14 protein-coding genes and 1 tRNA gene are annotated in these 14432 nt (G+C 66.8%); 9 read left to right on the forward strand and 6 right to left on the reverse strand.

From position 1 onward, the window contains the following. Positions 1 to 48 precede the first annotated feature (48 nt). On the reverse strand, positions 49 to 942 hold the full coding sequence (gene rimK, locus ABE422_RS08745) for a 30S ribosomal protein S6--L-glutamate ligase (RefSeq protein ID WP_346482820.1): 894 nt from the start codon (positions 940 to 942) through the stop codon (positions 49 to 51). Positions 943 to 1084: 142 nt separating this feature from the next. Between rimK and ABE422_RS08750 the strand changes: the two genes are divergently transcribed. Beyond that, positions 1085 to 1831 (forward strand): hypothetical protein, encoded by a 747-nt coding sequence (locus tag ABE422_RS08750; protein WP_346482821.1) that lies wholly within the window; start codon positions 1085 to 1087, stop codon positions 1829 to 1831. 24 nt (positions 1832 to 1855) lie between these two features. Here ABE422_RS08750 and ABE422_RS08755 read toward each other — a convergent pair. Both ABE422_RS08755 and ABE422_RS08760 read right to left on the reverse strand, forming a co-directional pair. Continuing rightward, a tRNA-Gly gene (locus ABE422_RS08755) sits at positions 1856 to 1929 on the reverse strand. A 125-nt stretch (positions 1930 to 2054) separates the two neighbouring features. After that, positions 2055 to 3875, reverse strand: a complete 1821-nt coding sequence (locus ABE422_RS08760; protein WP_346482822.1) for an autotransporter domain-containing protein — start codon at positions 3873 to 3875, stop codon at positions 2055 to 2057. A 204-nt stretch (positions 3876 to 4079) separates the two neighbouring features. Between ABE422_RS08760 and thiS the strand changes: the two genes are divergently transcribed. From thiS to ABE422_RS08780, 4 genes are read left to right on the forward strand one after another with little or no spacing between them, the layout of a single operon-like run. Then, complete coding sequence (gene thiS, locus ABE422_RS08765) at positions 4080 to 4280, forward strand: sulfur carrier protein ThiS (RefSeq protein WP_121039303.1); 201 nt, start codon at positions 4080 to 4082, stop codon at positions 4278 to 4280. 38 nt (positions 4281 to 4318) lie between these two features. After that, complete coding sequence (locus tag ABE422_RS08770; protein WP_313210058.1) at positions 4319 to 5113, forward strand: thiazole synthase; 795 nt, start codon at positions 4319 to 4321, stop codon at positions 5111 to 5113. Further along, positions 5113 to 5847: a tRNA (guanosine(46)-N7)-methyltransferase TrmB gene (gene trmB / locus ABE422_RS08775; RefSeq protein WP_313210056.1), complete on the forward strand. Its 735-nt coding sequence runs from the start codon at positions 5113 to 5115 to the stop codon at positions 5845 to 5847. The genes ABE422_RS08770 and trmB overlap by 1 nt, the downstream gene beginning before the upstream one ends. A gap of 24 nt (positions 5848 to 5871) precedes the next feature. Continuing rightward, positions 5872 to 7719, forward strand: a complete 1848-nt coding sequence (locus ABE422_RS08780; protein ID WP_121039313.1) for an SLC13 family permease — start codon at positions 5872 to 5874, stop codon at positions 7717 to 7719. Between the two features lie 258 nt (positions 7720 to 7977). Here the strand turns inward: ABE422_RS08780 and ABE422_RS08785 are convergent, their stop codons facing one another. Then, positions 7978 to 8325 (reverse strand): Rieske (2Fe-2S) protein, encoded by a 348-nt coding sequence (locus ABE422_RS08785; protein ID WP_346482823.1) that lies wholly within the window; start codon positions 8323 to 8325, stop codon positions 7978 to 7980. A 177-nt stretch (positions 8326 to 8502) separates the two neighbouring features. On the opposite strand from ABE422_RS08785, the gene ABE422_RS08790 reads away from it, so the two are divergent. The 4 genes from ABE422_RS08790 (at position 8503) to ABE422_RS08805 (ending at position 11705) form a co-directional block, all read left to right on the forward strand. Then, the gene (locus ABE422_RS08790) at positions 8503 to 8778 is read left to right on the forward strand and encodes a hypothetical protein (protein ID WP_346482824.1); all 276 of its coding nucleotides are present in this window, start codon (positions 8503 to 8505) and stop codon (positions 8776 to 8778) included. A 108-nt stretch (positions 8779 to 8886) separates the two neighbouring features. Next, the gene (locus ABE422_RS08795; RefSeq protein WP_019183922.1) at positions 8887 to 9594 is read left to right on the forward strand and encodes a fumarylacetoacetate hydrolase family protein; all 708 of its coding nucleotides are present in this window, start codon (positions 8887 to 8889) and stop codon (positions 9592 to 9594) included. A 58-nt stretch (positions 9595 to 9652) separates the two neighbouring features. Next, positions 9653 to 10066: a large-conductance mechanosensitive channel protein MscL gene (gene mscL, locus ABE422_RS08800; RefSeq protein ID WP_121039325.1), complete on the forward strand. Its 414-nt coding sequence runs from the start codon at positions 9653 to 9655 to the stop codon at positions 10064 to 10066. Between the two features lie 217 nt (positions 10067 to 10283). Then, positions 10284 to 11705, forward strand: coding sequence for a M28 family peptidase (locus tag ABE422_RS08805; protein ID WP_102788178.1), 1422 nt, complete (start codon positions 10284 to 10286; stop codon positions 11703 to 11705). 323 nt (positions 11706 to 12028) lie between these two features. Here the strand turns inward: ABE422_RS08805 and ABE422_RS08810 are convergent, their stop codons facing one another. Both ABE422_RS08810 and ABE422_RS08815 read right to left on the reverse strand, forming a co-directional pair. Continuing rightward, positions 12029 to 12868 (reverse strand): TrmH family RNA methyltransferase, encoded by an 840-nt coding sequence (locus ABE422_RS08810; protein WP_346482825.1) that lies wholly within the window; start codon positions 12866 to 12868, stop codon positions 12029 to 12031. Beyond that, positions 12861 to 14378, reverse strand: a complete 1518-nt coding sequence (locus tag ABE422_RS08815; RefSeq protein ID WP_102788179.1) for an alanine/glycine:cation symporter family protein — start codon at positions 14376 to 14378, stop codon at positions 12861 to 12863. Before ABE422_RS08815 ends, ABE422_RS08810 begins: the two co-directional genes overlap by 8 nt. Positions 14379 to 14432: the final 54 nt, after the last annotated feature.

A 14432-nucleotide genomic window follows, 5' to 3' on the forward strand; every position in this document is an offset into this window, starting at 1 on the left:
GGCCGATTAAACCGATGTTAAGGCCCTGCCCCACCTTGGAAAACCGCATCAACCCTTTGTATTTGCAGGCTTTTTCAAGGAAGCGACATGATCGATGATGCGCCCGGCAAGATCGGCCTGGCAGATCCCCTCGATGCCTTCCAGCCCGGGGGTGGAGTTGACCTCCAACACCAGCGGGCCGCGGCTGGAGCGGATCAGGTCCACACCGGCCACGCCCAGGCCCAGCGCCTTGGCCGAGCGCACCGCCACCAGCTGCTCGGCCCGGCTGGCCTTGGCGGCGCGGGCACTGCCCCCGGCATGCAGATTGGACCGGAAATCCCCCTCCGGCGCCTGCCGTTGCATCGCTCCGACCACCTGGTCGCCGACCACCAGGCAGCGCAGGTCCGCGCCCTGCGCCTCACCGATGAACTCCTGCATCAGGAAGTTGGCGTAGAGCCCGCGCAGTGCCTCCACGATGCCGCGCGAGGCGCTGGCCTTCTCGGTCAGGATGACGCCGCGGCCCTGGGTGCCCTCGTTGAGCTTCACCACATGCGGCGGCGGGCCCAGCATCGAGAGCAGATCGACGGTGTCGTCCGGGTTGTCACCGAACACCGTGACCGGCATGTCGATGCCCTTGGAAGCCAGGATCTGGTGGGCGCGCAGCTTGTCGCGGGCACGCAGGATGGCGTCTGAGGGGTTGGGCGTGCGCGCGCCCATCATCTCGAACTGGCGCAGCACGGCCGTCCCGTAGCGGGTGACCGAGGCACCGATGCGCGGGATCACCGCGTCCACCCCGGTGATCGGCCGCCCCTTGTAATGCATGGTGAAGCCATCCGCGGCGATGCGCATGTAACAGCGCAACGGATCGAGGATGCGCACGGTATGGCCCCGCGCACGCGCGGCCTCCACCAGGCGACGCGTGGAGTACAACTTGCTGTTGCGGGACAGGATGGCGAGTTTCATCGCGGCGCAGGGGACGGGAAAGCGCGAAGCATAGCGTGCGGTGCGTAGGCCGCGATGACGGACCGCCCCGACGATGCTGCGGCCCGCATCCAGCGGTTGTTCCACAATAATGGGCGCCCACAGAGATGCCCCGGCGACACGGATGACCACGCCTCCCACCCGTCATTGTTTCGCGGCCCTGCTCGCGGTTCTGCTCTCAGCGGGCACGCAGGCCGCGCCGGCCCATTTCACCAGCTACAACGACTTCTACAGGTCGTTGGGCGATCCCCTGTTCGAGGGAAAGGGGACCGCACTCGACAAGCCCTGCACGGACGCACCGCGCGCGTGCCTGTGGACCACCTCGATGACGCAGGCCCTGCGGCGCTACGAGGCGACCGACTGGATCGTTCCGGGCACCTTGCAGATGATCCCGGCCGATGGCGCACCCGACGTTGCCTTTGACGGCCAGACGCTCATGGTCGGTGCGCGGCGATGGCCATTGCGCAGCGCTGTCGCTCTCGCACCACCGGACTGGCCCAGCCGCACCCCCATCGACCCGGAGAATCTGGCGAACGTCACCGCCTGGCAGCAGGGCACGTCGGTGTGCCTGGACATGCACTATGTGAGCAGTGGCAAAGGCGGTCGCTACACGCTGGTGATGCTGTTGCACGGTGAGCATCTGTACACCCTGCCCCCGCTCTTTGGCAGTTGCGTGGCCATACAGAAGGCGGCGGGCGATGGATTCAGTTATCCGAGCACGACCTATCTGGGCCCGGGGATGGAAACGAATCCAAGCGGCCTGCAGGTGGACTATCTGCTATCGGATGGCACGACACGCGTTGCGCGTTATCTGCTGCGTTTTCCGGATCAGAGCGACCCCTTCACCTTCGAGGCATCGCGCGTGCGGTGACGGGCGGTATGGGAAGGTGAAGTGTGGAGCGGGTGAAGGGAATCGAACCCTCGTCAGTAGCTTGGGAAGCTACAGCTCTACCATTGAGCTACACCCGCAAGGCGCGGCGTAAGTCTATTCGGGCGGGGCCCTCAAACGCAACGGGCGGCACTGGGCCGCCCGTTGTTTCACGCTTTTCCACCGCCGTACACGGCGCCCGCGGGCGGGCGCTGCGCACGTGGGATCAGAAGCTGCCGCCGAAGCTGGCGAACAGCGACACGTCACGTGCACGCTTCTGCATCGTGGTGGCGCTCATGCCGATGTTGCTGCTCAGGCCCCAGAGGTTCAGGCGCGCACCCAGCACGGCGGTGGCGTAGTTCTTGTCGAACTCCAGGCCCGGCACCTTGTACATGCCCACGTCCGGCATGGTCTGCAGCCAGGCGCTGGCCTGCTTGCTGTCCTCGAACTCGTGGTCATAGGTGACCTGCACGTACGGCTTGACGTTGCCGCCATCGAAGCGGGCCTGCCAGCCGACGCGGCCGACGGTCGAATCCGTATCCTGGTCGCCATAGCCCAGCGCCGAGGCGCTCAGGTTGGACTCGGTGTAGCCATCCAGCTTCACCTTCTGCCAGATCACCGCGGCGACCGGACCGTGACGGAAGCCGCCTTCGGTGCCGAACTCGTAACCGGCGTTCAACGCGGCGGTCAGGTTGCTGCCTTCCGGCGAGCCCTTGTGGATGCGCGTTGCCGGGCCGAGCTGCAGCTTGCGGGTCACGTCGTAGTCCAGCCAGCTGTAGCTGAGCTGGCCGTTGACCCAGGCGCGCTCGCCGTACCAGCCGGCGAACAGGCCCAGGGTGGTATCGGACTGGGTGAAGTCGCCCTTGTTGTTGCCGAAATCGGCGTCCATGCGGCCATAGCCGGCGAAGCCGCCGACCACCATGCCATCACGCGCCCAATCCACACCGAACAGGCCGGCCGGGGCCATGCCGTCGTACAGATCGGCGTGGGCGTAACGCTGCATGTCGCCGCGCAGGTTGCCCCACCAGCTCAGGCCGTCGGCCGGACGGCCATCCACGTGCCAGCTGACCTGGTCAGCGCGCGAGCGGCCGATGGTCTGTGCCGAATGGGTCAGGATCTGCTGGTTGCGCGGCGCTTCCAGGATCGACAGGGTGTACTGGCCCAGCATTTCATGCGTGGCCGAGGACGGGTGCACGCCGTCGGCGAAGACATAGGTGCGCCATGCGTCCGGGGTGACCAGGCTGGTCGGGTTGCAGGTCAGCGACGAAGGCACCGTGCAGGCGGTGCCACTGACGTTGCTGAAGCCGTAGGTCGACGGGTTGGCGACGATTTCCTGCAGGATGTGGAAGGTGTCGACCGGGATTACCTGCAGGCCGGCGGCCTTCAGGCCACCGAACAGGGCGTCGTTGTAGGCCTTGGCCAGCGCGGTGCCGGCGGCCATGCCAGCCGGGCCGCCGGCGCGGGCGCCCGGGGTCAGGCCGATGTCCGGGATGGTCGGCACCACGATGTATTCAGCGCCCGCTGCCTTCAGCGTGCCGACGATGCCGACCTGGTCGGTGACGGCACCGGTCAGGGTCGGGACCAGCGGCGCACCGGTCTGGATCGCGAACAGATCATTGGCACCGCCCCACACGGTGTACAGCGCGTTCGGGTCGGCCTTGCCACCGTTGGCCGCCAGATAGTTGGCCGTCTGGGTCTTCAGCGAAGGAATCGGCACACCGCCCAGCGCGGGCTGGGTCAGGTCCACGCCCACGCGGGCCCCGCCAACGGCGTAGTTGTCGCCGTTCTGGCCGTTACCGTTCGGGCTGGCATCGGTGCCGTAGTAGTTCGCCACGTGCTGCGCCCATTGCCAACCCGGGTTGGTGGTGGCCTGGCCGGTCACCGGGCGGACAGCGGCCGGAAGCAGCGGGCGGTAGTAGCCGGAATCGGTCAGGCTGTCGCCGATGAAGACGGTCTTGGTGTACGGCGACTGGGCCATGGCCGGCATCGCCGCCAGGGCGATGGCCACGGCCATGAGGGAACGGATCGGGCGTTTGCTGAGCAACATGGAAACTCCTTGAGGGTGGGGAAGACGGCGGACGTACGCCGGCGCACGGTGCCATGGTTCCACTGCACCTGGCCGGCATCACGCTGCGCTGCGGCATGAACGCCGCAGCCCGCCGCCCGGCCATCGTTGGCCTGGCGCTCGCGGCACCTCTGCCGCGGGGCGCACAGGGTACGCACTGGGATGTGATTACGGGACAATACCGTCATGAACATCCAGCTCAACGGCGAGAACCGCCAGCTTCCGCACACCGCCACTGTCCACGACCTGCTGCGCAGCGAGGACCTGCTCGAGCGCCGCGTCGCGGTCGAAGTCAATGGCGAGATCGTCACCCGCAGCCAGCACGCCAGCCACCCCCTGCGCGAGGGCGACGTGGTCGAGATCGTGCATGCACTGGGCGGCGGCTGAGGCAGCATCGTGACGCGCGATAGGCGATAATTCGGGCCATGAATGCACCTGCCCCCACTGATTCGCTGGTGATCGCCGGCAAGACCTATGCTTCCCGCCTGCTCACCGGCACCGGCAAGTTCAAGGATCTGGAAGAAACCCGCCTGGCCACCGAGGCCGCTGGCGCCCGGATCGTCACCGTGGCGATCCGCCGCACCAACATCGGGCAGAACCCGGGCGAGCCGAACCTGCTCGACGTGCTGCCGCCGGACCGTTACACCATCCTGCCCAACACCGCCGGCTGCTACACCGCCGAAGACGCCGTGCGCACCTGCCGGCTGGCCCGCGAGCTGCTGGACGGCCACAACCTGACCAAGCTGGAAGTGCTGGGCGACCAGAAGAGCCTGTACCCGGATGTGGTGCAGACCCTCAAAGCGGCCGAGCAGCTGGTCAAGGATGGCTTCGAGGTGATGGTCTATACCTCCGATGACCCGATCCTGGCCAAGCGCCTGGAAGACATCGGCTGCGCTGCGGTGATGCCGCTGGCCGCACCGATCGGCTCGGGCCTGGGCATCCAGAACAAGTACAACCTGCTGCAGATCATCGAAGACGCCAAGGTACCGATCATCGTCGATGCCGGCGTGGGCACGGCCTCCGATGCAGCCATTGCGATGGAGCTGGGCTGCGACGGCGTGCTGATGAACACCGCCATCGCCGGCGCGCGCAACCCGATCCTCATGGCCAGCGCGATGCGCAAGGCCGTGGAGGCGGGCCGCGAGGCCTTCCTGGCCGGGCGCATTCCGCGCAAGCGCTACGCCAGTGCGTCCTCGCCGATCGACGGGTTGATCGGCTGATGACCAATCCTTTCGACAGCGCCGGTGCCAAGGCACCGCCCAAGCCCTTCACCATCACCGAAGGCCGCCGCGAGGTCCGCAGTTTCGTGCTGCGCCAGGGGCGTTTCACCCCCGCCCAGCAACGTGCGTTCGATGACCGCTGGCCGCGCTTCGGGCTGGATTTCACCGGCGAGCCGCGCGATCTGGATGCCACCTTCGGGCGCGATGCGCACAAGGTGCTGGAGATCGGCTTCGGCAATGGCGCCGCGCTGCGCTTCGCCGCACAGCAGGACCCGAGCCGCGATTACATCGGCCTGGAAGTGCACGCGCCCGGCGTGGGACGCCTGCTCAATGCACTGGCCGACGACAACGCCGACCACGTGCGCCTGTACCACCACGATGCCGTGGAGGTGCTGGAGAAGGAAATCGCCGATGGCGCGCTGGATGAAGTGCGCATCTACTTCCCGGACCCGTGGCACAAGAAGCGCCATAACAAGCGTCGCCTGATCCAGCCTGGCTTTGCCGAGCTGCTGGTGCGCAAGCTGCGCGTCGGTGGCCGCCTGCACTGCGCCACGGACTGGGAGGACTATGCCGAGCAGATGTGGGACGTGCTCGACGCCACCGCCGGGCTGAGCAACCGCGCCGGTCCGCGTGGGCAGGTCGAGCGGCCGGAATGGCGCCCGCAGACCCACTTCGAAACCCGTGGCCAGAAGCTTGGCCATGGGGTGTGGGACCTGTTGTACGACCGCACCTGATCCCACAAGGAACCGCGCCACCCCATGGATACCGCGCTGACGCTGACTACCGACATGAAGCTCGTTCTCGGGCTGGTCGGCTTCACGATGGCGATGTTCCTGTTCGAGCGCATCCGCGCCGACGTGGTGGCCTTGGTGGTGCTGGTGGTGCTCGGCGTTACCGGCCTGATCGCGCCGGAGGAAATCTTCGGCGGCTTTTCCGGTAACGCGGTGATGAGCATCATCGCCACCACCATCCTCGGCGCGGGCCTGGACCGCACCGGGGCATTGAACCGGTTGGCGGCGTGGCTGCTGCGGCGCGGGCATGGCGTGGAGACACGCCTGTTGATGATGACCACCGCGATCGCCGGCTTGAACTCCTCGTTCATGCAGAACCCTTCGGTGATGGCGCTGTACCTGCCGGTCGCCTCGCGGCTGGCCGCGCGCACCGGGCTGACCCTGCAGCGCCTGCTGCTGCCGATCGCCGCGGCCATCGTCATGGGCGGCGCGCTGACCATGGTCGGCAATTCGCCGTTGATCCTGCTCAACGATCTGCTGGCCTCGGCCAACAACAACCTGCCCTCGGGCCTGGCCACGATCGAGCCGCTGCGCATGTTCGCACCGCTGCCGATCGGCGTGGCGCTGCTGATCGCCTCGCTGCTGTATTTCCGCTACTTCGGTGATCGCAAGCTGGTGGAGGAAGAGACGCTGGCCAACGATGGCGTCACCCCGTCGCGCACCGAAAGCTACTTCGCCAAGACCTACGGCATCGAAGGCGATGTGTTCGAACTGGTGGTCACCGCCGAAAGCCCGCTGGTCGGCATGACCCTGGGCGAGGCCGAGAACGTGCACGATGCGCCGCTGCTGCTGGCGCTCAAGACCGGCAATGACACCCGTCTGGCCCCACCGGCCGAGATGCGGATCTGGGTGGGCAGCGTGCTGGGCGTGATGGGCGCGCGCCAGCAGGTCAGCGATTTCGCACAGAACCAGTTCCTGCGGATGTCCTCGCGGCTGAAGCACCTGGGCGACCTGTTCAACCCCAGCCGCGCCGGCATTTCCGAAGCAGTGGTGCCGCCCACCTCCGATGTGATCGGCAAGAGCGCCTCGGACCTGCGCCTGCGCAAGCAGCGTGGGATCAGCCTGCTGGCGATTAACCGCGACAAGCAGGTGATCCGCGAAGACGTGCGCAACGTGGCCCTGCGTGCCGGTGACATGCTGGTCTTCCACAGCATCTGGACCGACCTGGCGCAGGCGGCCAAGAGCCGCGACTTCGTGGTGGTGACCGATTACCCCAAGGGCGAGCAGCGGCCGCACAAGTTCAAGATCGCAATGAGCATCTTCGCCATCACCATCCTGATCGCGCTGACCTCCAAGCTGCCGGTGGCGCTGACCCTGATGACCGGCGTGGCCGGCATGCTGCTGACCGGCGTGCTGCGCATGGACGAGGCCTACGCCTCGATCAACTGGAAAACCGTGTTCATGATGGCCGGGCTGATTCCGCTCGGCTGGGCGATGGACAGCAGCGGCGCGGCGGCGTGGATCGCCGGGCACACCATCGACCGCCTGCCGACCGGCATCCCGGTGTGGGTGCTGGAAATCGCGCTGGCGTTGTTGACCACGATGTTCTCGCTGGTGATCAGCCACGTGGGCGCAACCATCGTGATGGTGCCCATCGCGGTGAACCTGGCGCTGGCCGCCGGGGGCAGCCCGACCGCGTTCGCGCTGATCGTGGCGTTGTCGGCCTCGAACAATCTGATGACAGCCTCCAACCCGGTGATTTCGATGATCACCGGCCCGGCCAATTACACCCCGCGCGAGCTGTGGCGCGTCGGCGCCCCGCTGTCGTTGATCTATACGGCGGTGGTGGTGCTGATGATCAACCTGATGTTCTAGGGAGTGCCGGCCGCTGGCCGGTTCGCCCGATGCCCCAGGTAGTGCCGGCCGCTGGCCGGCTCGCCCAATACCCCAGGTAGTGCCGGCCGCTGGCCGGCATTGAAGACGTAGTAGTGCCGGCCGCTGGCCGGCTCCACGTACGGTTGGCCATCAAGAGCAGCCGGCCAGCGGCCGGCACTACCGGTCGCTGGGCGGCATTGAAGGCGTAGCGACCAACGGTCGCTACCTACCCGTGGGTTGGAGACCCACCGGTCGTTGTCACGCCAGCCAGACCTGGCCGTCGCGCACCTGCACCGGCACCGCGCGCAGGCGATCACCGCGGCACGGCCCGGCCACGCAGTCGCCGTTGTCCAGCGAGAATGAGGCGCCGTGCGCCGCGCACACCAGGTGGCCGTCCTTGCTTTTCAGGAACTGCCCCGGGGCCCAGTCCAACCGGCGGCCGGCGTGCGGGCAGATGTTCAGCCACGCGCGCACCTGGTCGCCCTCGCGGTACAACACCACCGATTCGCTGTCGCCCTCAATGCTGGCATCGGTTTCGGCGAACCCCCCGTCGGCCATGGCATCCAGGGCGATGAGGGCGGTGGCGGTGGTCTCTGGAACGGACATGGCATCTACAACAGGCAGTGGAGGCACAGTGTCTCACGCGCTCATGTCACTGGCTCCCGGATGAATACAAGTCATTGATTTGCAATGCGCGCGCGGTGCGTTTAACGCTTTTTTCACTCAGTCACAAAGGCCAGCACGGATACTCGTCCACTGCTGACCTCAGCCAAAAAGAGTGCCATGTACAGCCGCATCTTCCAGTTCTACCAGTTCCGTGCCCTGTTCGCGCCGCGCAAGCCGCGCCACCCGTTGGTGCGCGTTGCGGTCGGTCTGTTGGGCCTGGCGATCCTGGCCGCGCTGGTGTTCGTGGGTGTGTTCGTGGGCGCGGCGATGATCATCGCCGGTCTGGCATGGAAGCTGCTCGCCCAGCGCAAGAGTGCGCGCACCGTTCCGTCGCAGGTCGTGGACGGCGAATACCGGGTGGTCCGCAAGCAGGCCTTGCCGATGTCGCGTTGATCGACGCGCATTCCTCCTGATGACGGCCGCGCCCTGCGCGGCCGTTTCTGTTTGTGGCGGCGGGAAAACGCTCTAGACTGCGGCGAAACCTCTCCACAGGACGCGCGCATGACCGATGTAATTCCCACGCCCGAGCAGCCCCGAATTCCGGTCGCCGGCGGCGGTACCTTCCCGGTGCGTCGCATCTACTGTGTCGGCCGCAACTTCGCTGATCACGCGCGCGAAATGGGTGCGGCCGTGCCGGCCGCCGATGATCGCGGCCGCCCGATGTTCTTCAGCAAGCCGGCCGATGCGATCGTGGTCGGGCATGACGATGTGATCCCCTACCCGCTCGCCACCCAGGACCTGCACCATGAAGTGGAACTGGTGGTGGCGATCGGCAAGGACGCCCCTGCCGGCGAGCTGCCCGTCGATCAGGCCGAGGCGCTGGTGTTCGGCTATGGCGTCGGCCTGGATCTGACCCGCCGCGATCTGCAGGCGCAGGCCAAGGCCAAGGGCCACCCGTGGGATCCGGCCAAGGGCTTTGATCAGTCCGCGCCGGTGAGCGAGCTGGTGCCGGCCGGTGAAGTCGGCGATCTGGCCGCCCTCAATCTGTCGCTGGAGATCAATGGCGAGGTGCGCCAGCAATCACTGCTGGACCAGATGATCTGGAACGTGCCGGAGATCCTGCACGAGCTCTCCAAGCTGTGGGCGTTGCGCGCAGGCGACCTGGTCTTCATGGGTACGCCCTCGGGCGTGGCCGCATTGAAGCCGGGCGACCGTTTCAGTGCACGCCTGGAGAACGTGGCCGAGCGCCACGGCATCATCGCCGGATGACAATCGCTGCGTTACGCTGCGGCGTCATTTGATTCCCCCACTACGACAGGAGAGCCCGATGGGTGTACTGACTGAGTTCAAAGAATTCGCCATGCGTGGCAACGTCATCGACCTGGCGGTTGGTGTGGTCATCGGTGCGGCGTTCGGCAAGATCGTCACCGCGCTGGTGGACAAGATCATCATGCCGCCGCTGGGCTGGATGATCGGCCGCGTGGACTTCTCCGAGCTGGCCTGGACCCTGGCCCCGGCGCGGATTGCCGCCGATGGCAAAGAGATTCCGGCGGTGGTGATCGGCTACGGTGATTTCCTCAACACCGTGGTGCAGTTCGTGATTGTGGCCTTTGCGATTTTCATGGTCGTGAAGTTCATCAACCGCCTGGCGCGCAAGAAGCAGGCCGAGCCGGCCGCCCCGGCGGCGCCGAGTGAAGAAGTGCTGCTGCTGCGCGAGATCCGCGACAACCTCAAGCACTGAGGCAGCAACACCGGTAGTGCCGGCCGCTCGTCGGCAGCACGGATATCCTGCCTCGTGCGGAGCCGGCCAGCGGCCGGCACTACCGATCGAAAGCCCCGCTTTGGCGGGGTTTTCGCTTTTGGAAAACAGTATCCCCGGGACATGACCTACCGCCCATGTGCGTGCCGGCGAGGCTGGTAAGCTCGGACGCTTCCGCCCCGTTTCCCGGAGTTCGTCCATGCGTCGCCGCGTCCTTGCCATCGCATCTTCCCTCGCCCTGCTGGCCGCGCCCGCATTCGCGGCGACCGGTATCACCACGCTGCCGCCGACGTCGCTGGCCACCGCCGCCGAGCTGCGCGAGCAGGCCCTCAAGGACGACACCGGCTGGAAGGTGGTCGAATCGCTCACCACCGAGATCGGCCCGCGCATCGCCGGCAGTGAAGCCGACGCACGCGCCGTGGCCTGGGCGGTGGCCAAGTTCAAGTCGCTGGGCTTCGACAAGGTCTGGACCGAGCCGGTCACCTTCCCCAAGTGGGAGCGCCGCAGTGAGCACGCCGAAGTGATCGGCAAGCATGCCCAGCCGCTGACGGTCACCGCCCTTGGCGGCAGCCCGGGCGGCACGGTGGAGGCCGACGTCGTGCGCTTCGCCGATCTGGCCGCGCTGCAGGCCGCGCCGGAGGGTTCGCTGAAGGGCAAGATCGCCTTCGTCGATTACCAGATGACCGCCTACCGCGATGGCCGCGACTACGGCAACGGTGGCGCCGTGCGCAGCAAGGGCCCGTCCGAGGCGATCCGCAAGGGTGCGATCGGCTTCGTGATGCGCTCGGCAGGCACCGATTCGCACCGCGTGCCGCACACCGGCATCACCCGCTTCGATGACGGCCTGACCCCGGTGCCGGCCGCCGCGCTGTCGGTGCCCGATGCCAACCAGCTGGCACGCCTGGTCGCGCTCGGCAGCACCACGCTGAAGCTGAGCCTGGATTGCGGTTGGGATGGTACGGCCACGTCGCACAACGTGATCGGCGAGATCACCGGGCGCAGCCTGCCCAAGGAAGTGGTGGTGATCGGCGGTCACCTCGACTCCTGGGACCTGGGCACCGGCGCGGTGGATGATGGGGCCGGCGTGGGCATCACCATGGCCGCTGGCCATCTGATCGGCCAGCTCAAGCAGGCGCCCAAGCGCACGATCCGCGTGGTCGCGTTCGCCAATGAGGAGCAGGGCCTGTACGGCGGCAAGGCCTACGCCGAGGCACATGCCAAGGACGTGGTGCGGCACCAGCTCGCCGCCGAAAGCGATTTCGGTGCCGGCCGCATCTATGCCTTCAACACCGGCTCGCCGAACCCGGCCAATTCGCGCGAGGCCACCCGCCAGATCGCCGAGGTGCTCAAGCCGCTGGGCATCGAGTACGCCGCCGACAAGGGCGGCCCGGGCCCGGACGTGGGTCCACTGGCGGCCAAGGGCGGCGCGTGGGCATGGCTGGCGCAGGACGGCAGCGACTACTTCCACCTGCACCACACCGCCGACGACACGCTGGACAAGATCGACCCGGCGGCGCTGGCGCAGAACGTCGCCGCATACACGGTGTTCGCGTATCTGGCCGCCGAGGCCGACGGCAGTTTCGGCAGCGAAGCCAAGCCGACCACGCCGCCGAACGAGTAATCCCGACACGCAGGCGGCAGGTACCGCCCGTGGGTCGGTACAAAAAAAAACCCGGTCGCAATGCGACCGGGCTACCGGGATTCGTCACACCCCACGCGGTGAGCGCCGTACTACTTTCACGGTCCGGAGAAACGGACCGTCGCACTGCGTGGATGTCTCTCCTCATCTACGCAGCACAACGTCCACCCCGCACTGTGCTCAGTTCTCACGTCGAGCGCCATGCGGAAAATCCGAATCGGATGTAGTCACGACGCGTTCGGTGAAACCGATCACACCGCGGGTCCAGCGCAACGCGCCGTTCCCGACAAACGCACACCTTCCGATCAGCGCGAGCGGCTGCCGTACCAGTGCGCCAACAACACCGCCGTCGCCGAAGCGACGTTGAGGCTTTCCACGGCACCGGACCCGGGAATGGACACCTGCAGATCGCAGTCGTCGGCCAGATCGCGGTCCATGCCCTCGCCCTCGGCACCCATCACATAGACCAGGCGTTGCGGCAGTTCCGTGGCGAACAGGTCCTTGCCTCCCTCCACCAGCGTTGCCGCCAGGCCGATGCCGGCCGCGCGCAGCTGCGCCATCGCCTCGGGCAGTTCCGGCAGACGCACCAGCGGCACCGACTCGGCGCCGCCTTCGGCCACGCGCGCGGCCGCGCCGGACAATGCCAGCGTGGACCCCGGCGGCAGCAGCAGCCCGGCCACACCGAAATGCGCCGCCGAGCGCAGGATCGCGCCGAAGTTGTGCGGGTTGCCTACGCCATCCAGCCACAGCGCCAGCACCGGCGCGCCGGCCGGCAACGTGGCCAGCCATTCGTCCAGCTCCAGCATCGGCGCACGCAGCACGTCAGCCACCAGGCCCTCGTGGTGGGTGGTCGCGGCGAGCTTGTTCAGATCGCCGTCTTCCACCACACGGTAACCGACGCGGTTGGCCACGCACCATTTCAGCACCGGCTGCATGCGCGGGATCAGCGACTCGGTCAGGTACAGCTTGCGCAGCGCCTGCGGGCGATGCTCGAACAGTGCCTGCACGGCATTCCAGCCGTACAGGCGCAGCTCGTCGTTGCCGCGGCTGGGCGGCGGCGGCGTGCCACCTTCGCGCGGCGGCAACGGCGTGGCGCGCGGCGGCCGCGAGGACGGACGGCGCGCATTCTTCCAGGGATCATTCACTACGGGACAGCTCCAGCTTGCGTTGACGCCAGAAATCGGCGTTCTTGATGCCAAGTGCATCGGGGTCGAAGGTCGGATCCAGGCCGAGCTTCTTTTGACGTTCGTAGTCGCGCAGGGCCAGCATCGCCGGCTTCTGCACGATCAGGATCGCGATGATGTTCAACCACGCCATCAGGCCGACGCCGATGTCGCCCAGCGCCCACGCCATGCCGGCATTGTGGAAGGCACCGAAGATCACCATGCCGATGATGCCCAGGCGCAGCAGCAGGACGGTCAGCGGGCGCTTGGCGTTGTTGTTGACGTAGGTCAGGTTGGTCTCGGCCATGTAGTAATAGGCCATGATCGTGGTGAAGGCGAAGAAGAAGATCGCGATCGCCACAAAGGCCGCGCCGAAGCCCGGGATGACGGTTTCCACCGCCGCCTGGGCGTAACCCGCGCCTTCAGCGACACCGGCCAGGCCGGCGAACACGGGCGCGCCGCCCGGGACCGGGGAATACACGTTGTAGGTGCCCGCGGCCAGGATCAGGAACGCGGTGGCGGTGCACACCATCATGGTGTCGAAGTAGATCGCGAAGGCCTGCACGTAACCCTGCTTGGCCGGGTGCGAAACCTCCGAGGCGGCCGCCGCATGCGGGCCGGTACCCTGGCCGGCCTCGTTGGCGTAGATACCGCGCTTGACGCCCCACTCCACCGCCAGGCCCATCATCGCGCCGAACGCGGCATGCGCACCGAAGGCGCTGCTGAACACGGTGTGGAACATGTCCGGCACGCGGTCGTAGTTGATGATCATGATGACGATGGCCATCAGGATGAAGGCGGCGGCCATGAACGGAACGACCACCTCGGCGAAGTTGGCGATGCGCTTGACGCCGCCGAAGATCACCACGGCCAGCAGCAACGAGACCACGATGCCGATGCCCAGCTTGAGCGCCTGCACCGATTCCAGGCCCATGAACTGACCATCCAGTGGCCCGCACAGCGCACCGCCGCGGCAGGCATTGATGATGCTGTCGGCGATGGCATTGGCCTGCACGCCCGGCATCAGGAAGCCGGCGGCGATGATGGTGGCCACGGCGAAGGCCAAGGCGTACCACTTCAGGCCCATGGCCTTTTCGATGTAGTACGCCGGGCCACCGCGGTAGCGGCCTTCGGCATCCTTGGTCTTGTAGATCTGCGCCAGGGTGCATTCCACATACGAGGTGGACGCACCGAGGAAGCCCATCACCCACATCCAGAAGATCGCACCGGGGCCACCGAAGGCGATCGCGGTGGCCACACCGGCGATGTTGCCGATGCCCATGCGCCCGGCCATGGACATGGCCAGCGCCTGGAACGAGGACACGCCCGCCTCGGATTTCTCACCCTGCACGGTGAGCCGGCACATCTCCACGAACCCGCGGATCTGCATGAAACGGGTACGGGCACTGAAGTACAGGCCTGCGGCAAGACACAGGAAGATCAGGGCTTTGCTCCAGATGATCCCGTTGATGAAACTGACTACTTCTTCCACGCGCTCTCTCCAGTCGGCGGAAACAAAAGGAACGTCCCCGTCGGCTGGGACCCG

Origin of the sequence: Stenotrophomonas sp. TWI1151 (genome assembly GCF_039673135.1) — a bacterium.
GTDB lineage: Bacteria > Pseudomonadota > Gammaproteobacteria > Xanthomonadales > Xanthomonadaceae > Stenotrophomonas.